Annotated in this window: 24 protein-coding genes, 1 tRNA gene and 2 other annotated features; of the genes, 20 read left to right on the top strand and 5 right to left on the bottom strand. The window is 25.5% G+C overall.

What is annotated here, in order from left to right; genetic code table 11:
* Positions 1-3: 3 nt before the first annotated feature.
* Together E0D94_RS10105 and E0D94_RS10100 are read right to left on the bottom strand one after the other, a co-directional pair.
* On the bottom strand, positions 4-567 hold the full coding sequence (locus tag E0D94_RS10105; protein WP_242620530.1) for a DUF4364 family protein: 564 nt from the start codon (positions 565-567) through the stop codon (positions 4-6).
* 60 nt (positions 568-627) lie between these two features.
* Positions 628-834 (bottom strand): alpha/beta-type small acid-soluble spore protein, encoded by a 207-nt coding sequence (locus E0D94_RS10100; RefSeq protein WP_130807444.1) that lies wholly within the window; start codon positions 832-834, stop codon positions 628-630.
* Between the two features lie 217 nt (positions 835-1,051).
* Between E0D94_RS10100 and E0D94_RS10095 the strand changes: the two genes are divergently transcribed.
* Positions 1,052-2,158, top strand: a complete 1,107-nt coding sequence (locus tag E0D94_RS10095; protein ID WP_130807443.1) for a polysaccharide deacetylase family protein — start codon at positions 1,052-1,054, stop codon at positions 2,156-2,158.
* A 4-nt stretch (positions 2,159-2,162) separates the two neighbouring features.
* Here E0D94_RS10095 and E0D94_RS10090 read toward each other — a convergent pair whose 3' ends face one another.
* Positions 2,163-3,116 (bottom strand): Na/Pi cotransporter family protein, encoded by a 954-nt coding sequence (locus tag E0D94_RS10090; RefSeq protein ID WP_130807442.1) that lies wholly within the window; start codon positions 3,114-3,116, stop codon positions 2,163-2,165.
* 147 nt (positions 3,117-3,263) lie between these two features.
* Between E0D94_RS10090 and E0D94_RS10085 the strand changes: the two genes are divergently transcribed.
* The 12 genes from E0D94_RS10085 (at position 3,264) to E0D94_RS10035 (ending at position 12,479) form a co-directional block, all read left to right on the top strand.
* A complete protein-coding gene (locus E0D94_RS10085) occupies positions 3,264-4,403 on the top strand; it encodes a YibE/F family protein (RefSeq protein WP_130807441.1) in 1,140 nt (379 codons plus the stop codon).
* Between the two features lie 71 nt (positions 4,404-4,474).
* Positions 4,475-5,236: a polysaccharide deacetylase family sporulation protein PdaB gene (gene pdaB / locus E0D94_RS10080; RefSeq protein ID WP_130807440.1), complete on the top strand. Its 762-nt coding sequence runs from the start codon at positions 4,475-4,477 to the stop codon at positions 5,234-5,236.
* Between the two features lie 70 nt (positions 5,237-5,306).
* The gene (locus E0D94_RS10075) at positions 5,307-6,740 is read left to right on the top strand and encodes a Mur ligase family protein (protein WP_130807439.1); all 1,434 of its coding nucleotides are present in this window, start codon (positions 5,307-5,309) and stop codon (positions 6,738-6,740) included.
* 194 nt (positions 6,741-6,934) lie between these two features.
* Entirely contained in the window at positions 6,935-7,645 is a 711-nt protein-coding gene (locus tag E0D94_RS10070; protein ID WP_130807438.1) for a single-stranded DNA-binding protein, read from the top strand.
* A gap of 55 nt (positions 7,646-7,700) precedes the next feature.
* Complete coding sequence (locus E0D94_RS14860) at positions 7,701-7,841, top strand: hypothetical protein (protein ID WP_165442933.1); 141 nt, start codon at positions 7,701-7,703, stop codon at positions 7,839-7,841.
* Positions 7,842-7,933: 92 nt separating this feature from the next.
* Positions 7,934-8,458, top strand: coding sequence for a hypoxanthine phosphoribosyltransferase (hpt, locus tag E0D94_RS10065; protein ID WP_130807437.1), 525 nt, complete (start codon positions 7,934-7,936; stop codon positions 8,456-8,458).
* 47 nt (positions 8,459-8,505) lie between these two features.
* Entirely contained in the window at positions 8,506-9,426 is a 921-nt protein-coding gene (locus E0D94_RS10060; protein ID WP_130807436.1) for a type II CAAX endopeptidase family protein, read from the top strand.
* Between the two features lie 153 nt (positions 9,427-9,579).
* Positions 9,580-9,801 carry an alpha/beta-type small acid-soluble spore protein gene (locus E0D94_RS10055; RefSeq protein ID WP_242620558.1) on the top strand — a complete coding sequence of 74 codons (222 nt, stop codon included), beginning with the start codon at positions 9,580-9,582 and terminating at the stop codon, positions 9,799-9,801.
* A gap of 31 nt (positions 9,802-9,832) precedes the next feature.
* On the top strand, positions 9,833-10,564 hold the full coding sequence (locus E0D94_RS10050; RefSeq protein ID WP_130807434.1) for a class I SAM-dependent DNA methyltransferase: 732 nt from the start codon (positions 9,833-9,835) through the stop codon (positions 10,562-10,564).
* A gap of 108 nt (positions 10,565-10,672) precedes the next feature.
* The gene (locus E0D94_RS10045) at positions 10,673-10,873 is read left to right on the top strand and encodes a cold-shock protein (RefSeq protein ID WP_130807433.1); all 201 of its coding nucleotides are present in this window, start codon (positions 10,673-10,675) and stop codon (positions 10,871-10,873) included.
* A 134-nt stretch (positions 10,874-11,007) separates the two neighbouring features.
* Positions 11,008-11,886, top strand: a complete 879-nt coding sequence (gene hslO / locus E0D94_RS10040; RefSeq protein ID WP_130807432.1) for an Hsp33 family molecular chaperone HslO — start codon at positions 11,008-11,010, stop codon at positions 11,884-11,886.
* A gap of 74 nt (positions 11,887-11,960) precedes the next feature.
* A complete protein-coding gene (locus tag E0D94_RS10035) occupies positions 11,961-12,479 on the top strand; it encodes a ferritin family protein (RefSeq protein ID WP_130807431.1) in 519 nt (172 codons plus the stop codon).
* 26 nt (positions 12,480-12,505) lie between these two features.
* Here the strand turns inward: E0D94_RS10035 and E0D94_RS10030 are convergent, their stop codons facing one another.
* Positions 12,506-12,673: a CDIF630_02480 family spore surface protein gene (locus E0D94_RS10030; protein WP_130807430.1), complete on the bottom strand. Its 168-nt coding sequence runs from the start codon at positions 12,671-12,673 to the stop codon at positions 12,506-12,508.
* Positions 12,674-12,744: 71 nt separating this feature from the next.
* Between E0D94_RS10030 and E0D94_RS10025 the strand changes: the two genes are divergently transcribed.
* The 5 genes from E0D94_RS10025 (at position 12,745) to thrS (ending at position 17,356) form a co-directional block, all read left to right on the top strand.
* Entirely contained in the window at positions 12,745-13,227 is a 483-nt protein-coding gene (locus E0D94_RS10025; RefSeq protein ID WP_130807429.1) for an LURP-one-related family protein, read from the top strand.
* A 67-nt stretch (positions 13,228-13,294) separates the two neighbouring features.
* Positions 13,295-13,368: transfer RNA gene (locus E0D94_RS10020), tRNA-Cys, on the top strand.
* Between the two features lie 176 nt (positions 13,369-13,544).
* Positions 13,545-14,441 (top strand): putative sporulation protein YtxC, encoded by an 897-nt coding sequence (gene ytxC, locus E0D94_RS10015; RefSeq protein ID WP_130807428.1) that lies wholly within the window; start codon positions 13,545-13,547, stop codon positions 14,439-14,441.
* 88 nt (positions 14,442-14,529) lie between these two features.
* Positions 14,530-15,135, top strand: a complete 606-nt coding sequence (locus tag E0D94_RS10010) for a DUF445 domain-containing protein (RefSeq protein WP_130807427.1) — start codon at positions 14,530-14,532, stop codon at positions 15,133-15,135.
* Positions 15,136-15,192: 57 nt separating this feature from the next.
* Positions 15,193-15,391 (top strand) — a binding site (T-box leader).
* Positions 15,392-15,448: 57 nt separating this feature from the next.
* Positions 15,449-17,356 carry a threonine--tRNA ligase gene (gene thrS, locus E0D94_RS10005; RefSeq protein WP_130807426.1) on the top strand — a complete coding sequence of 636 codons (1,908 nt, stop codon included), beginning with the start codon at positions 15,449-15,451 and terminating at the stop codon, positions 17,354-17,356.
* Positions 17,357-17,384: 28 nt separating this feature from the next.
* Here thrS and E0D94_RS10000 read toward each other — a convergent pair whose 3' ends face one another.
* Positions 17,385-18,797, bottom strand: a complete 1,413-nt coding sequence (locus E0D94_RS10000; RefSeq protein ID WP_207289744.1) for an ATP-dependent metallopeptidase FtsH/Yme1/Tma family protein — start codon at positions 18,795-18,797, stop codon at positions 17,385-17,387.
* A gap of 296 nt (positions 18,798-19,093) precedes the next feature.
* Positions 19,094-19,234, top strand: a sequence feature (ribosomal protein L20 leader region).
* Here E0D94_RS10000 and infC point away from each other — a divergent pair.
* Both infC and rpmI read left to right on the top strand, forming a co-directional pair.
* On the top strand, positions 19,230-19,769 hold the full coding sequence (gene infC / locus E0D94_RS09995; RefSeq protein ID WP_130807424.1) for a translation initiation factor IF-3: 540 nt from the start codon (positions 19,230-19,232) through the stop codon (positions 19,767-19,769). (Overlaps the previous feature by 5 nt.)
* An 18-nt stretch (positions 19,770-19,787) precedes the next feature.
* The gene (gene rpmI / locus E0D94_RS09990) at positions 19,788-19,985 is read left to right on the top strand and encodes a 50S ribosomal protein L35 (RefSeq protein ID WP_130807423.1); all 198 of its coding nucleotides are present in this window, start codon (positions 19,788-19,790) and stop codon (positions 19,983-19,985) included.
* Positions 19,986-19,995 lie beyond the last annotated feature (10 nt).

Raw genomic sequence — 19,995 nt, 5'->3', positions numbered from 1 at the left:
AGATTAATCCATTTTTGTTGTAAGAATATCTATGAATTTTTTATATATAACTTGAGGGTTTTGTTTCCAATTTTTACATATCATTTTTGCTTGTTCGTTAGAAACTACATTTAATGAAAGTGTAAATAAAGTATTGTCATTTTCAACTACTTTTAAATTAACAATGTATTCAGTATCATTTTTTTTATAATAATTGCCTATAATTTGCTTTTCTTTAACTTTTTCTTCATTTTTTATAGAACACTTTCTATCTACTAAATTTTTTGTTTCAGCAGCTATTCTTTCATAAAATAATTCTAGAACTTTTTTTCCTTCTTCTGTTATATTATAATATTCATTACCATCTTTAGTTTTTATAGTTATGAAATTTGATGCTACTAATTCGCTTAAATATTGTTGTACTAAAAAATAATTCATTTGATTATTTTCTAAAACAAATTGAGTGATTTCAGAATTTGTAGTAGGATAATCAATTTTGTTAAAAATGTACAATAATATTAATTTATTTTGTGCTAATTCATCACTATTTTCAATAAACATTATATCACCCTTAATACTATTAATCATATAAATTATAACATAAAAAAGAGAAATAAGTTTAAACTTATTTCTCTTTTTTTAAATTATTTATTTACCTGACATTTGTCTTTGTGCAGATTCAACTAATTTTTTAGTCATGTATCCACCAACATAACCATTTTGTCTAGATGTTAAAGTTCCTTTATCTATATTATCATAATTTGTAAGACCTAATTCATTTGCTATTTCAGTTTTCATTTGATTTAAAGCTTTTCTAGCTTCTGGAACTACTATTCTATTTGTATTATTAGCCACTTTAAAGACCTCCTAAAATTTTGATATACAACTTTTTCTGTTGTAATATTAATATAACCTGAATGTCAAAAAAAGATACTGGAAGTTAATGAGCAAAAATATAAAAAATAGATATATTACATATTATTAAATTTGTAATAAAGATATATATTTTAATAGTATATGGATATTTGATATAATAAATTGTAGAATAAAAACATAAGAAAAGAGGGAAAATATGAAAAAAATTTTAAGTGTTTTTTTGATATTACTTATTTTAGTAACTTTAAGTAGCTGTAAATCAGAATCTAAAGAAACTACTACAGATAATAATGATATAAATCAAGATAAACAAACAAATAATGATGATACAAAAGTGGATAAAGAAGAAAATAATAAAGAAAAAGAAGAAAAAATAACTAAAGAAGATATTGATTTATCTTTAAATCCTAATGAAAATGGTGAAATAATGGTACTTATGTATCATGGAATAACTGATAAGGAAGATGTATGGGATAGAACACATGAAAATTTTAGAAGAGACTTACAAACACTTTATGATAAAGGATACAGACCTATTAGTTTAAAAGATTTAGTAAATAATAATATAACAACAGAAGCAGGTTATACTCCGGTAGTTTTAACTTTTGATGATGGAAGACAAAATAATTTTGATATAATAGAGAATAATGGAGAAAAACAAGTAAATCCAAATAGTGCTGTAGGAATATTAGAAGAATTTCATGAAAAACATCCAGATTTCCCACTTGAAGCAACATTTTTTATAAATGGAACAAATCCTTTTAGACAACCAGAATTAATTGAATATAAGTTGAATTATATAATAGATAAAGGAATGGATATAGGAAACCATACTATAGATCATAATGATATGACTAATGTAAATTCAGAAGAGAAGGTGCAAGAATATATTGCAAAACAAGTAGAGTTTATAAATTCTATAGTATCAGATTATGAAGTTAATACTTATGCACTTGCTAATGGAGGAAGGCCAAATGATTCACTAGAAAAGTATTTAGAAGAAGGTAGTTTTGATGGTACTAGTTATAAAAATATTGCTATTCTAAATGTAGGATGGAAACCAAGTGTGTCGCCTATAGATAAAGAGTTTGACCCTTTAAGAATTCAAAGAGTACGAGCTAGTGAAACACAAGTAGATGGAGTAGGTATGTATGATTGGATGAAAGGATTTGAAAATAATCCATCTAGAAAATTCATTAGTGATGGTGCTCCTGATATATTAACTATTCCTAAAGAGGAAGAACAAAATATTGATAAATCAAAGATAAAAGATAAAGAGTTATATATTTATGAAAAAAATTAGGTAGTTAACTACCTAATTTTTTTGGATTAAGAGTATCAGAAATATAATCAATAAATGGAAATATTAATATAACTATAGTTATGTTGAAAATAGTATGTGCATTTGCTATTTGTCTTGAAATATTATAAGGTGATAAAATTAATACTAAGTCTTTTAATAGGTTTCCTAAGTAAAAAAATATTATGACACCAAGCATATTAAATAAGAGATGAAATAAAGCGATTCTTCTACCATAATTATTAGTACTTATGCCTGCTATTATTGCATCAATAGATGTACCTATGTTTAATCCAAATAATATATATATAGAAGATAATAGTGGAATTATTTCTTTTTCACTTATTAATTGTAGCAGCACAATAGATGTTGAGCTACTATGAATCAAAGCACTAAAAAAAGAACCAAATAATATAGAGTTAATTTTACTATCATATACGTATCCTATATTTTTTAATATATAATTAGAGCTTGTAACTTTATACAATGATGAACCCATAAGTTCTATTCCTATAAAAATAAAAGATATACATAATATAAAACTACCTGCTAATCTATATTTATTATTTGTGCTATATAGGTATAATATTAAACCTGAGAGTATTATTATAGGTAAAATACTTTCAACATTAAAGGCTGTAATCTGTCCTGTGAATGTTGTGCCAATATTTGAACCTAATACAATTGGTAATGCCTTTTTTATATCTAATACATTACTATGAGCTAATATAATCACAAGTACAATAACTAAACTACTACTTTGAACTATTATTGTTATGAGAATACCTATTATTAATCCATTAAATTTTTTATATGTAAAATGAGTTAAAATATTTTTGATTTTATTACTTAAATTATTTTCCATGTAGGAAGATAAGAGTCTTATAGATAATATGAAAATTGTTAACCCAAATATAAATTCTATAATAGATTTCATATTTGTTTCATGGAATATATTCATTTATTTCACCCCTTATACAATAAATATATTCATGTATTAATACTAATTATTCTAGTAATTTAAATTTGATATTTATTGACTAATGAATGAATCAATGATTTAATGGTTAAGTATATTATTATTCTTTTAAAAGGAGAGAAGAATACTATGGATAAAAAAATATTTGTATTTATAATTTTAATTACAATGATATTTGTTAATTTTAATGTTGTATTTGCTGATCAAAATGCAGAAGAAAAACCAGAACCTGTAAGAGCGAAAGTTCTTGAAATATTATCTGAAGATGAACAAGAGACCTCTTATGCAGAAGGGGAAACAACAACAATACAAACCATTGAATTGGAAATTACAAGTGGTGAAGATAAAGGTGAAAAAATAATAGTAGAAAATCATGTTGATAGTATGTTTGCTTATAATATAGTTGTAGAAGAAAATGATGATGTATTAGTATACTTAGAAAAAGATGAAAGTGGAGAAATAATTCAAGGGTACATATCAGAAATTGCACGTGATAAATACCTTCTATATTTAGGTATTATATTCTTTCTATTACTTTTGATTATTGGAGGATTAAAAGGATTAAAAGCTATAATAACATTATTAATAACTGCTTTTGCAGTACTAAAAATAATGTTACCTCTTATATTAAAAGGATATAGTCCAATTTATTTATCTATTATAGTTTCTATTTGTATAATTACTGTTACTCTTGTAATAATTTCAGGTTTTAATAGAAAAGCCTTAGCTGCAATAATCGGAACAACTGGTGGAGTATTAGTTGCAGGACTTATTACACTTATTATTAGTGAATTAGCAAGTCTTACTGGACTTGGAACAGAAGAAGCTCAAATGTTAAGTTTAGTTGAACAAGGAGATTCATTTAATTTTAAAGGAATATTATTTTCTGGAATAATATTAGGAGCTTTAGGAGCTGTAATGGATGTGAGTATGTCAATAGCTTCATCAATAAATGAAATTAAAATAGCTAATCCTGAAATGACAACAAAACAATTAATAAAATCAGGAATGAATGTAGGTAAAGATATAATGGGAACTATGTCTAATACGTTGATATTAGCTTATTCTGGCGGTTCCATACATTTGATGCTTTTATTCATGGCACATGACTTCAATATAATTGATATTATAAATAGAGATATGATAGCATCTGAAATATTAAGAGCCTTAGCAGGAAGTATAGGTCTTATATTTACAGTACCTATAACAGCCATAGTAGCATCTAATCTTTATAACAAGATTAATAAAAAGACAAGTAGTAAGCATTAAATTTTTTTATATTACTAATTTAGCATATCACCTAATATAATATAGTAATTATAATATATGGGGTGATATATGTGAAAAAATATTTATTTAAAAAGATTAATATTATAATTTTATTTTCAATAATTTTATTAGTATTGAGTATAATATTCATAAAAAGTTCGGATCCAAATATAGCAGAAGTATTTTCTACTGATAAAAAGCTACCAATATATGGAGTGGATAGAGATGATAAAAAAGTTGCCATAAGTTTTGATGCAGCTTGGGGAGATGAATTTACTAAAGAAATTCTAGATATTTTAGATGAAAATAATATTAAAACTACATTTTTTTTAGTAGAGTTTTGGGTAGATAAATATCCAGAATTAGTCAAAGAAATTGATAAAAGAGGGCATGAGATTGGAAACCATTCCTCAAGTCATCCATATATGTCTGAACTAAGTGAAAAGCAGATAGTAGAGGAATTAAAAAAAACAGAAGAAAAAATACACAAATTGACAGGAAAAACTACTGTATTATTTAGACCACCTTATGGAGATTATAATAATAGGTTGATTGAAGTTTCTAATAAAAATAATTATCATGTAATACAATGGAGTATAGATTCTTTAGATTGGAAGGAAAAAGGAGTTCAACCTGTAGTAGATAGAGTTATAAAAGATATAAATTCAGGATCAATTATTTTATTTCATAATAATGCTAAATATGTAACAGGATATTTACCTATTATATTAAAAGAGCTAAAAGAAAAAGGATATGAAATAGTACCTATTTCTGAAGTTATATACAAAAAAGATTATTATATAGATCATAGAGGGATACAATATAAAAAGTAATATTTATTGGTATAATAATTGTGAAAACTAAAGATAATAATTGCAATTTACTTTATAGAGGAGATTTAAAATGCATATAATGAATAAAAAAATACTAGGAATAACAGGTAACTCAAAAAAAGTAAAAAAAGGTTTTATATTTGTAGCTATATGTGGTCAAAGATTTGATGGGAATGATTACATAGATGAAGCTATAAATAACGGTGCAGTTATAATATATACGGAAAAAGATATTAAAAATAAAGAAATTCCTATAATAAAAGTTGAAAATTCACGAATTAAGTTGGCAGAACTTTTAAATGAGTTTTATGATTATCCTACAGAGAATATGACTATCATAGGGGTAACTGGAACAAATGGAAAAACAACAACTACTCATTTAATAGATGATATTTTTAAAGAGGCTAATAAAAAAACTGCACTTATAGGTTCATTAGGCTTAAAAATAAATGATGAATATATTGATATTAATATGACCACGCCTGATTCTGAAAAATTATATGAAATATTATTTAGACTTAAAAAGCAAAATATAGAATTTGTTATAATGGAAGTTTCATCACATGCATTGAAGCTGTATAGAACATATGGAATCAATTTTGATGTTGCTATTTTAACAAACATAGATATAGATCATATGGATTTTCATGATTCATTTGAAGATTATTTAAATAGCAAGAAAATATTATTTAATTCATTAGATAAAAATAAATTAGCAATAATTAATATAGATGATAATAATTCAAAGAGAATTTTGGAAGGAAACAATCACGTTTTAACTATAGCTTATGGACTTAATTCAAAGTCAAGTATAACTGCATCTAGCATACAAATGGATGAAAATTTAAGTTTTACTGTGTGTATTCAAAGAAGTATAATTTCAAATAAAGGAAATGAATATGAACCACAAGAGTTTAATATATTTATGAATGTATCTGGGATTTATAATGTTTATAATAGCTTAGCAGCCATATCTTGTGCTTTATATTATGATATTGATATTAACATTATAAAAAAAGCACTTTCAAATATAAAAAATATTTCAAGAAGATTCGAAAAAATATATGACAATAACTTTATTGTAATAGATGACTTTTGTCATAATCCAGCAAGTTATCAAGCAGTATTAGATAGAGTAAGAAGTTTAAAATACAATAAAATAATAATAGTAAATGCTATCAGAGGTAATAGGGGAGTAAAAATAAATAAAGAAAATGCTTATATTTTAGCTTCCTGGTATGAAGTGTTAAATAAACCTAAAATAATTATTACTTTAAGTGATGATATTGTAGATATTAATGATATGGTTAATGAGGATGAAGTAAATCAATATAAAAATACATTTAGTGAATATGGAGTTGAATATAAACTTTATGATAATCTTTATTGCTCAATTGAAAAAGCTATAAATTATGCAAATAAAGATGATATAATTCTTTTATTAGGTTCACAAGGAATGAATAAAGGAAACGAGATATTTAAACAAATAGTAGAAATTTCTTAGAAATTTCTACTATTTTTATTTATATAAAAAAAGGAATTTTAGAACTTATGTCTAATATTAAATTTAGGGGGTTAATATTCATTACTACTGATAAGGATAAAATTAAAATAATTATTCATAATTATAATATTCAATGAATAATATTATTTTAGGATCCAAAATCACATAAGAATAGGAAAGGAAGTGGGGCATTTATGGAGAATGTTGCAAATAGCAACTCAGTAACTATTGTGGGAAAGGTGGTTGAAGACAAGGTATTCAGTCATGAAATGTATGGGGAATCTTTTTATATTTATAATATTGAGATCCCTCGTTTAAGTGAACATACTGATATATTGCCTGTAACTGTATCAGAAAGATTGTTAATAGACTTGGATATTGAGGTAGGGAAAACTATTATAGTTGAAGGACAATTAAGGTCTTATAATAGGTATAATAATGGTCATAATAAATTAATATTAACTATTTTTGCTAGAGATTTATACATACCTTGTGAAGAAGAATATCAAGAAAAAATTAAAAGGCCAAATGAAATTTATTTAGATGGATTTATATGTAAAAAACCCATTTATAGAACAACTCCTTTTGGAAGAGAGATAACTGATATTCTAATAGCTGTTAATAGAGCTTATAACAAATCAGATTATATTCCTTGTATTGCATGGGGAAGAAATGCAAGATTTTGTGAAAATTTAGAAATCGGTGATCATATAAAAATATGGGGGAGAATACAAAGTCGTGAATATCAAAAAAGACTTTCAGATGGAAGTGTAGTAAATAAAATGGCCTTTGAAGTATCTATCTCAAAACTAGAATATATAAAAAATGATAATAATAGAGAAAACAATGAAGATGAAAATGAAGATGAAATATATAAATCAAATTTAAAATCAGAAGCATATTAAATAAAACAGCCATTAATGGCTGTTTTTGTTATAATATATATAAGGAGGTGTAAAAATGGATTTTAACATAGAATTTAAATTAATATTTGCATTAATAATACTTATAATAGGAGCTTCAATTCAATATACATTAAATAAAATATTGTTTGAGTTAAAAAGAATAAGAAATTATTTAAGTGGAATTAATGACGATTAATTAACAGTATTGACATGATAAATGAATTGGAATAAAATAGTCATTAAATAATTTAAAATTAGATTAATATAAGAATACTAGGAGTTGATTTCATGGATGAAAAATGTAAAGTAGTTATTTCAAAAGAAGAGATAGCTGACAAAGTAAAAGAGTTAGGACAAATAATTACAAATGATTATAAGGACAAAAATCTCTTGGTAGTTTCTTTATTGAAAGGCAGTTTTATTTTTACAGCGGATTTAGTTAGAAAAATAGATTTAAAAGTAAGAGTGGAATTTATGACAACATCTAGCTATGGAAATCAAGAGCAATCTTCAGGTAAAGTTAAAATAGTTAATGATTTACATGCAAATATAGAAGCTTATGATATATTAGTAGTAGATGATATTGTCGATTCAGGCAATACTATGAAATTCATTATAGAATATTTAATAGAAAGAAATCCAAAGTCTGTAAAGTCATGTGTTCTTTTAGATAAACCAGAAAGAAGAGAAGTAGAAATTGAACCTGACTATTATGGTTTTAGAATACCAGATTTATTTATAGCAGGATATGGTTTAAATTATGGAGATTACTATAGAAATGTAGAAGATATATTTGTTTTTGAAGATAAATAAGCATTAATATTAATGCTTATTTATAATACTTATTTTAAGGAGATAATATGGAAAAAATAAATAGACCTAAAATATTAGAAACTAATATTTTTTATTTAATTATTGCTGTTTTATTACTTACTATTGGTGGTATGGCACAGTCTTATGATTTATTTTCAGGACTTATTATAACAGAGTATATATTAATATTATTACCTGTAATTATATATTTGAAAATTAAAAATTATAACATAAAAGAGGTTTTAAGATTAAATAAAATAAAAGTGAAAGATGGATTGTTGATAATATTAATAACTATATTAATATATCCTTTAGGAGCATTTTTTAACTCTATAATGTTAATACTTATAAGTTTATTTAGTGAATTAAAACCAAATCCTATACCCACACCAACTTCCAGTAGTTTTTATTTGTTAGGATTGTTTATAATAGCTGTAACTCCAGGAATATGTGAAGAGGTTATGTTTAGAGGATTTATGATGAAATCTTATGAAGGAAAAGGGTATAAAAAAGCTATATTTATATCTGCTTTACTTTTTGGAGTTTTTCATTTTAATATTCAGAATTTATTAGGACCTATGTTTTTAGGAGTAGTTTTTGGATTTATAGTATATAAAACGAATTCATTAGTATCTGGTATTATAGCTCATACTACTAATAATGCAGTTGCATGGAGCTTAACATATCTTTTAGGTAATATAGATGCAGTTACTGAATCAGCTGGTGGAGTTAGTCCTAATGTTTCGGAAACAACAGCACTTTTAGCATCATCATTTTTATTATTAGGTATTTCATTTTTTTCAGGGGCAATTGCGTTATTTCTTTATAAGAAATTATCCATAAATAAAAAAGTTGAAATTGAAAATTTTGAAGAAAACAATTTAGAGGAAAAAGGATTTTTTCAGTATATACCTATTATAATAACATTTGTAGGATTTATAATATTAAATATATTAGCATATAAATAAAAAAGGCCAACTTGGGGGAGTTGGCCATAATATTTAATAGCTTTACGCTATTAAAGGGGAGTGGGAAAAGTAGTAATTTTCCAACAGCTATTAGTTTATCATTTATTTAAACTAAAATCAAGAGTATATTTTCATTTATATTTTCTCATAATAATGATGAGGAGGTATAAAATGGCTAAAAAAAAGAAAAAGGAGACCCCTGAAGATAAGATGAAATATGAAATTGCTGAGGAATTAGGATTAACAGATAAAGTTAAGAAACTTGGATGGGGGGGATTAACTGCAAAGGAAACTGGTAAAATTGGCGGATTAATAAATGTTAGAAAAAAGAAAAATAAAGATAAAAAACAAAAACTAAATAAAAAAGAAGCATAACTAAAGATTAGTTTAATAAGGAGGAGATTTAATGGCATATAATGAATTTTCATTGATTTATGATAAATTAATGAAAAAAGATATTAATTATATGGATTGGTATAATTACATAAAAGATATATTTAATAAATTTGATAAAAAACCAAAAAATATATTAGAAATGGCTTGCGGTACAGGAAACTTAACAGAAATTTTAGCAAAAGAAAGATATAATATTGAATGCTTTGATTTGTCTGAAGAAATGTTATCCATAGCATATTCAAAGCTTAGAAAGTATAAAAATGTATCAATAAGAAATATGAATATGCTAGATTTTAATTTTAATAAAAAGTTTGACTCAATAATAAGTATATGTGATAGTATAAATTATATAGTAAATATTGAAGATTTAGAAAAAACATTTTTAAATGTTTATAATCATTTAGACAATGAAGGAATATTTATATTTGATATTAATTCATATTATAAATTGTCTGAAGTTATAGGTGATAACACATTTGTACATGATGAAGATGATGTTTTTTATACATGGGAGAATGAATTTAAAGATAATATAAGTAACTTCTATCTTACATTTTTTATAAAAGAAAATGATGTTTATCATAGATTTAATGAATTTCATAGAGAAAGGGCTTTTCATGTAGAAGAAATTGTGTTATTATTAAAGAAAGTTGGATTTAAAAAAATATCAACTTTTGATGGTTTATCATTTGAAGGACCCAAAGAATATAGTACAAGAATTAATTTTGTAGCAATGAAATAAAATTAAAATTTTGTTTGACATAAAAAAAATACTATGATAGACTATAGAAGTAGTAGATAGTATATAGTACATATCTACAGGTAATAGATTTTAGGAGGAATGTTTTTAATGGAAAAGGGAACAGTTAAATGGTTCAATGCAACTAAAGGTTATGGATTTATAACAAGAGAAAATGGTGAAGATGTATTTGCACATTATTCAGCAATTCAAGGTGACGGATTCAAAACTTTAGAAGAAGGTCAAGAAGTTGAATTCGAAATAGTTGAAGGCGAAAAAGGCCCACAAGCTACTAATATCACTAAACTATAAGAAAATATAATAATATTTAATATATAGTTAACGTAGCAATTAAGACTCCAATGTGGGGTCTTAATTTTTTTATGTAAAACTATTATTTTATGGGTATAATATGTATCAAATGATTAAAATTAGGAGGATTTATTATGAAAGATTATATAATAAGAGCTAGTGATGAAAATGCTTCTTTTAGAGTATTTATTATTAGTTCTACTAATATGGTAGAAAAGGCTAGAAGTATTCATCAGACATCTCCAGTAGCAACAGCTGCATTAGGTAGAACTTTAACGGGGGCAACAATGATGGGTTTTATGTTAAAAGGTGATAAAGATAAATTAACCCTCCAATTTAGAGGAGATGGTCCTATTAACAATATTCTTGCAGTAGCAAATAGTAAAGGTCAAGTAAAAGGTTATATTTCTAATCCTCAAGTAGAGGTTGAAGATAGAAAAGATGGTAAGTTAAATGTAGGTAAAGCTGTAGGTGAAAATGGTAAATTAATAGTGATTAAAGATTTAGGACTTAAAAAACCATATGTAGGACAATCTAATATTGTTAGTGGAGAAATTGCTGAAGATATAGCAAATTATTTCACAGCTTCAGAACAACAACCCTCAGCAGTTGCATTAGGAGTATTAATAGATAAAGATAGAAGTGTAAAAGCATCAGGTGGAGTTATTGTTCAAGTTCTTCCAAATATAGAAGAAGAAGTTTTATCTAAATTAGAAAAAAACATTACTATATTATCATTTATTTCATCTTTAATAGATGAAGGATCAAAACCTGAAGATATTCTAGAACAAGTTTTTGGTGAGTTTTCAATGAAAATAACAGAGAAAAAAGAAGTTGAATTTATATGTGATTGTAATAAGGATCGTATGGAGAAAGCACTTATTAGTTTAGGTAAAGAAGAACTTGAAAGTATAATAAATGAAGATGAGAATGCGGAGTTAGTTTGCCATTTTTGTAATGAAAAATATAATTTTGAGAAAAAAGAACTTCAAGATTTAATAGATAGAATTTAAAAGCATAAATCCTATTTGTTAATATTAAATATTTAAGGGTATATTTAAATTAATGAATATAAGGAGGTTTTTAAATGGATATTTATGAAATAGCTATGAAAATGGAAAAAGAAGGGGAACAGTATTATAAAGAACAAATGAAGAAAACAGAAAGCGAAGGTATAAAGAATATCTTTAGAATGATGGCTGAAGATGAAAAAAAGCATTATGAAATAATAAAAAATATAAAAGAAAATTATTTTGACTGTAATAGTGAAATTAATATGGAAGATGTAGATACAATTTTTAGTAAAAGATTAGACAAAGACACTTCCTATGAAAATGAAAGTAATGAAGAGTTTCTTTATGCTAAAATAAATATTTCTGAGACAGTAAAAGCTTATAGACATGCTTTAGAATTAGAAAAAGAGACAATAGAGTTTTATCAAAAACAAGTTGATAATGCAAAAAATGAATGTGATAAGAAAATTTTTGAAAGATTAATAATTGAAGAAAAGAAACATTATCAAGCTATAGATAATATGTTAGATCATGTAACAAAATCAGAAAGATGGTTAGAAGATGCTAGATTTAATCACATAGAAGATTTTTAAAAGACAAATCATAATTGATTTGTCTTTTATTTTTCTACATTATCTACCCATTCTTTGGCTTCAATTACTTGATCTAAACTAGGAATAGGAACCTTAGCTTCTCCTTCTTCGTGATGTATATCTGAAATTGCTTGTTTTGAATTAGGTTTTTCAAAACAAAAATTTTCTTTTTTACTTGAAATTTGTTTTTTCATAATACTTCACCTCAATTATATTATTTCCCTATATGTGATATAATATTTTATATATATTATGGAGGTATAGTATGAAATTTAAAATAGAAAAAAATATTCCTAATAAATCTACTCATATAACTATTAAGAATTCAGAACAAGAATTATTATATGATATAGTAAAAGCTAATTATTTTAATGATAATATTTTTACTTTTTTTGATGAAAAAGAAAAAGAAATTTTGACTATTAATATTCAAGATACTGCAAACAATCAAAAATTTAATATTTATAAAAAAGAAAGTCTAATAGGTGAGATATTATATGACAGAATATTATTTAGGCATAATTTTATAATTAATAAAGATAAAAAAAGATATAGATTAGAAGGTGATCCTTCTTCTATGGAATTTGAAATTTGGGATAATGATAAAAAAATAGCTAATATAAGTAAAAGAGCTATACTTTTATCTGAAGCATATGAAGTTGATACTATTTTATTAAATGATGAATTGTTATTTATTTTTGGAGTAATTACAACTATAGATTTTATTTTATTTGATATAGGAAACTAAAATTAATATTGATTTTAGTTTTTAAATATGATATAATTAATTCTGTTGGACAATTAGTATTATATATGGCGGCATGGCCAAGTGGTAAGGCAGAGGACTGCAAATCCTTTATCCCCAGTTCAAATCTGGGTGCCGCCTCCATTTTAACTATTTTAAACCCTTGATAGCATTATTGCATATAATGCTATCAAGGGTTATTTTTATTTGAAAATTTATTACAGCAATAATTCCTTATAATTGAATATAATGTATATTAATAATTGAATAACAGTAATCATTAAACATATACTACTATTACAGCAGAAAGGAGTGAAAAGATGTACTGTTTAACAATTGAGTATAATAGTGATATTTGTGATGTTTTAAATATTTTAAATAATAAATTTAAATTTATAGATAGTATTGCTGATATTAAGAAAATTTATAATAAAATAGGTGAATTATCAAAGCTAAGTTATTTTATAGATGAAAAAGAAAATGAAGAATATATAAAAAAAATTATAAATGATAATATAGCTAGTGAATTATCAGATTTAATTTTAGAAAATTATCAATTTTATATGATTAAAAAGGAATTAGCAAATAAAGATATTTATTTTAAAGATGTTGATATAGATAATATATGTAATAAAAGCTTATATTATATAGAAAAAGAATATAAAGATTATAATTTAATAAAACCTAGATTAAGCAAGAAAGCAAAAATTAATAAATTATTATTAGATTATTTAAGTCAAAATAATTGTATTAATATAGAAGGTTTTATAAATTTTAGATTAAAGTTTTTAAGGAATTTTATAAAAAGTACAGTTGATGATATAATACAAGAGTTTATATTAGAAAAAGAATTTGAAGATTTTATAAATATGTTAAAATATTTTATGGAAATTCAAACTCCTAAATTTGAAATAGTAAATATATTCTTTGTGAAAGATGGATATTTATTATATGATAATGATATGAAAATTATTGATAATAATTATCTTAAGCAAATTGCTGAGGAAATGGAATATAATGAAATGGGATATGATGATCTTTTAATAAGCTCACTTATAACAATTGCTCCTAAGAAGGTGATTGTACATTTAGGTAATCGAAAACAAGATGATGTGATACAAATAATAAAAAGTTTATTTGATGATAATGTATTAATATGTGAAGGCTGTAATTTGTGTAGTATAGATGAAAAAATTGATATTCATAAACAACATTAAAAAACTTCTAAAGTATACTTTAGAAGTTTTTTTAATTAGATAAATATGATATAATAGCATGGTTAACATGAAGATGAGGTGAATTTAAATGGCAATATTGGAAATATTAACAATGATGATAATAGGAGGGACTATAGGTTGGCTTACAAACATAGTAGCAATTAAATTGCTTTTTAGACCTTTATATCCTATAAATATTCCTATAATTAACTTTAAAATACAAGGTCTAATACCAAAAAGAAAAGATGAAGTAGCTAAAAGTATTGGCTTAGTAGTTGAAGAGGAACTTTTATCTATTCATGAAATAATTGATAGAGTAATAGAAGAAGATGATATATATAAAATAAAGATTAAAATTATGCAAAAGGTGAATGAAATAGTAGACAAAAAAATGCCTTCCATTATTCCTTCTACAGTGAAAAAGATGATATTAAGCTATGTGAATGATTTTATTGCAAAAGAAGGAGATAAAACAATAAAGGAATTAATTGATGAAATGGTTGATAAAACAATTGAAAACGTAAGAATATCAGAAATTGTAGAAGATAAAATAAATAATTATGAAATACAAAAGGTTGAAGAAATAATTATATCAATTGCAAAAAAAGAATTAAAGCATATAGAAATATTAGGAGGAATATTAGGGTTATTAATAGGAGCTATACAAGGAATATTAGTATTTTTTGTTTTTTAAAGTGGAAAATATATTGACAAATAACATATAAAGTTGTATAATATTATAAATATATTCATAATAACTTTGAAGGGTCGAGTAAATTGAAAACAGTTTAAAGAGAGGAGATACAATAGCTGTAAGTATTTCTAAATATGTTCAATTGAAAACTAACCTGGAGTTGAATCTGAACCATTAGGCTAAAGATTTCCGTTAATCACGTTAAGATTTTAAAGTAAAAACAAGGGTGGAACCGCGAATATACCTCGCCCCTAGAGTATTCTAGGAGTGAGGTTTTTTATTTTTTAAAATAAAGTTATAAGGAGGAATAGATATGGCAAATATAAAAATTAGTTTACCAGATAATTCTATAAAAGAATATGAAGAAAAAGTAACTCCTTTGCAAGTTGCAAAAGATATTAGTGAGGGACTTGCAAGAGTTATAACTGGCGCAAAGGTGAATGGAAAATTAGTTGGTCTTAATGAAGAAATAAATAGAGATGCTGATTTAGTATTATTAAAATTTAATGATGAGGGTGGAGAGGAGGTATTTAGACATACTAGTGCTCATATATTAGCAAATGCAGTTAAAAAATTATACCCTGACACTAAGCTAGCAATTGGACCTGCAATAAAAGATGGTTTTTATTATGATTTTGATACTGATCATAAATTCACTCCTGAAGATTTAGAAAAAATAGAGAAAGAAATGAAAAAAATAGTAAAACAAGATTTACCTATGGAAAAGTTTGTTTTACCAAGAGAAGAAGCTATTGAATTTCTAAGGGAACAAGGTGAAGATTATAAAATAGAGTTAGTTGAAGATTTAGCAGAAGGTGAAGAAATATCTTTTTATAAACAAGGAGACTTTGTAGATTTATGTAGAGGACCACATTTACCAAGTACAAAAAAAGTTAAAGCTTTTAAATTACTAAATATAGCTGGTGCATATTGGAGAGGCGATGAAAAAAATAAAATGCTTCAAAGAATATATGGAACTTCTTTTGAAAAGAAAAAAGATTTAGATGCATATATTGAACGTATGGAAGAAGCTAAAAAAAGAGACCATAGAAAATTAGGAAAAGAGTTAGGTCTATTTACTATATTAGAAGAAGGTCCTGGATTTCCATTTTTCTTACCAAAAGGAACAGAACTTAAGAATACATTATTAGAATTTTGGAGAACTCTTCATAAGGAAGAAGGATACGTAGAAGTAGAGACACCTATAATATTAAGTAGAAAGCTTTGGGAAACTTCAGGTCATTGGCATCATTACAGAGAAAATATGTATGCAGTAAAAATTGATGAAGAGGATTTTGCTATTAAACCTATGAATTGTCCAGGAGGATTTTTAGTATATAAAAATGAGATGCATTCCTATAGAGATCTTCCAATGAGAGTTGCAGAAGTTGGGAAGGTTCATAGACATGAATTATCAGGAGCATTACATGGGCTTATGAGAGTTCGTGCCTTTACTCAAGATGATGCACATATATTTATGTTACCATCACAAATAAAGGATGAAATCAAAGGTGTGGTAAGAAAAATTGACAAGATTTATACTACTTTTGGTTTTAAATATAATATTGAATTGTCTACTAGACCTGAAAAATCAATGGGAACTGAAGAAGATTGGAATATGGCTGAGACTGCATTAAGAGATGCATTAGAAGAACTTGAAGTGGATTATATTTTAAATGAAGGTGATGGAGCTTTTTATGGACCTAAAATAGATTTTCACTTAGAAGATGCCATAGGAAGAACTTGGCAATGTGGAACTATACAATTAGATTTTCAAATGCCTCAGAGGTTTGATTTAACATATATAGGTGATGATGGAGATAAGCATAGACCAATAATTATTCATACTGCAGCTTTAGGGAGTATTGAGAGATTTATTGGAATACTAATAGAACATTTTGCTGGTAAATTCCCTACATGGTTAGCTCCAGTTCAAGCAACTATACTTCCTATATCTGATAAATTTAATGATTATGGTAGTGAGATTATGAAGGAACTTAGAAGAAAAGGTATAAAAGTAGAATTAGATGATAGATCAGAAAAGATAGGGTATAAGATAAGAGAATCACAGTTACAACAAATTCCTTATATGCTTGTTATAGGTGAAAAGGAAGAAAATGAAGGTAAAGTTTCAGTTCGTTCAAGAGAAAAAGGAGATACTGGAGCTATAAAAGTGGAAGAGTTTATAGATATGATTACAAAAGAAATAGAAGAAAAATAAAGCTAATTAAAGGCACCTTAGGGTGTCTTTAATTAGCTGTTTTACTTAAATTATCTTTTTTATTTAAAAGTATATCTAATTGTTCTTTATCCATAGTTTCTTTTTCTAAAAGATAATTTGCAACTTCTTTTAAAATATGTTCATTGTTTCTTATTATATCTAGTGCTTTAGAATAACAATCTTCCATTATTGTTTTAACCTCAGTATTAATAGTATCAATAGAGTATCTTATGTGAGTTTCATCAATTGATATATTACCTAAGGAACTCATTCCATAATTACACACCATATTATTAGCTAATTTAGTAGCTTTTTTTAAGTCGTTTTGAGCACCTGTAGTTACTTCATCGAAACAAATTTTTTCTGCGGCTCTTCCTGCTAATAATACTATTATTTTATTATATAACTCTTGTTGAGTAAGTAAATATCTTTCTTCATCTGGAAAATTTAAAACATAACCTAGGGCTTCTCCTCTAGGAACTATAGAAATTTTTTGTATCATATCTGAATTTAATAGCTTTCCTACAATTGCATGGCCAGCTTCATGATGTGCTACTATATTTTTTTCCTTTTTTAAGACAGTAGGATGCTTTACTTCCAGTCCAGCTACTACTCTTTCTATTGCTGCATTAAAATCGATATTATCTATTTTTTTCTTTTTGTTTCTCACTGCAATTATAGCAGCTTCATTAGCAATACTCGCAAGTTGAGCACCTGTAAATCCATGAGTTTTTCTTGATAAATCGCCAATATTTACAGACTTATCAATTGGTTTATTTTTAATATGAACATTAAAAATATCTTCTCTTGCTTTCAAATTTGGATTTCCTATATATATATGTCTATCAAATCTACCGGGTCTAAGTAGTGCTTCATCTAATAAATCTAGTCTATTTGTTGCTCCTATTATTATGACTGTAGATTTATCACTAAATCCGTCCATTTCCACTAACAGCTGGTTTAGAGTTTGGTCTTTTTCATTATTACTATCCATATTCCTTTTACATCCTATAGCATCAATTTCATCTATGAATATTATTGCAGGAGAATCTTTTCTAGCTTTTTCAAAAAGTCCCCTTATTCTTTTTGCTCCTACCCCTACGTATTTTTCAACAAATTCTGAACCACTTGAGTATAAAAAAGTTGAATTTGTTTCGCCGGCAACTGCTTTAGCAAGAAGAGTTTTTCCAGTTCCTGGAGGTCCATGAAACAAGATTCCATTTGGGATTTTAGCTCCCATTTTATGAAATTTTTCCGAATCGTTTATAAAATCAATAATCTCTTGCATTTCTTCTTTTACTTCTTCTAAACCTGCAACATCTTTAAAAGAAACATTTGGTCTATTTTTCTTAGAAAAATTATCATCTGATTTTTTATCAGAGTTTATAGAAGCCATAACTAATTGTCTATCCCCATTTGATTTTTTATAATAGAAAAACATAGAACCAGTTACGAGCCATATGAAAATTCTTTCACCTATTTTAAGGTTTGAAATATTTATCGATCTAGAAAGTGTATCATATAATAAGATGAAAGAAATTATTATTAAAGAGACTAAACATATTTTAAATAATTTATTTTTCAAGTTATCTCCGCCTTTATATAATTTTGTAATAATAGTTTAACCAATTAGTATTGTAATATTAGAAATAATTAACTATAGATAATGGTATTATATAGAAGTATATTTTTATAAATCTCTTGACATTTTAAAATTAATCACATATAATGTAATAGAAAACAAAGCAGAAGTTTCCGCTTCTCACCTTATGGCTTTAAGCTTATTAGGTTAATAGAACAAAAAACATTTAGGGATATTTATGTTTTTTTCTATTTATGAGAAAGCGGAGTTCAAAGAACTCGCTTTTTTTATGTGTTTAAATTAAATAGGAGGTGCCTTGATATTAAAGAACTTCAAATTAACGAGCAAATTAGAGACAGAGAAGTAAGACTTATTGATTCCAATGGTGATCAAGTAGGAGTTGTTCCTGTTAAAAAAGCTCAAGCTATTGCTTATGACAGGAAGCTAGATCTTGTAAAAGTAGCTCCAAATGCTAAGCCGCCAGTTTGTAGAGTAATGGACTACGGTAAGTACAAATATGAACAAGCTAAAAAAGAAAAAGAAGCTAAGAAAAATCAGAAAACTATTAACATAAAAGAAATAAGACTTACACCAAGAATAGAAGAACATGACCTTAATGTTAAAAGTAGTAAAGCGGTTAAATTTCTTGAAAACGGAGATAAAGTAAAAGTTACAGTTAGATTTAGAGGAAGAGAGCTTGGACATACAGAAATTGGAAGAGAAGTACTTGGACAATTTGCTGAATTGACTTCTGAGGTAGGAGTTATAGATAAAAAAGCTAAAATGGAAGGTAGAAATATGGTAATGTTTTTATCTCCAAAAGAGTCATAATCGAGAGGAGGAAATAGTATGCCAAAAATGAAAACTCATAGAGGAGCAGCTAAAAGATTTAAGAAAACAGGTAAAGGTAAGATAAAAAGATGGAGTAACTATACAAGTCATATCTTAGGTAAAAAATCTGCAAAAAGAAAAAGACAATTAAGAAAAGAAAAAATAATGGATAATAGTGATCAAAAAAGAATTGAAAAATTATTACCATACAAATAGAAGAGGATAG

The organism is Senegalia massiliensis (assembly GCF_900626135.1).
Taxonomy (GTDB): domain Bacteria; phylum Bacillota; class Clostridia; order Tissierellales; family SIT17; genus Anaeromonas; species Anaeromonas massiliensis.
This window is presented reverse-complemented; position numbering and strand designations above follow the sequence as displayed.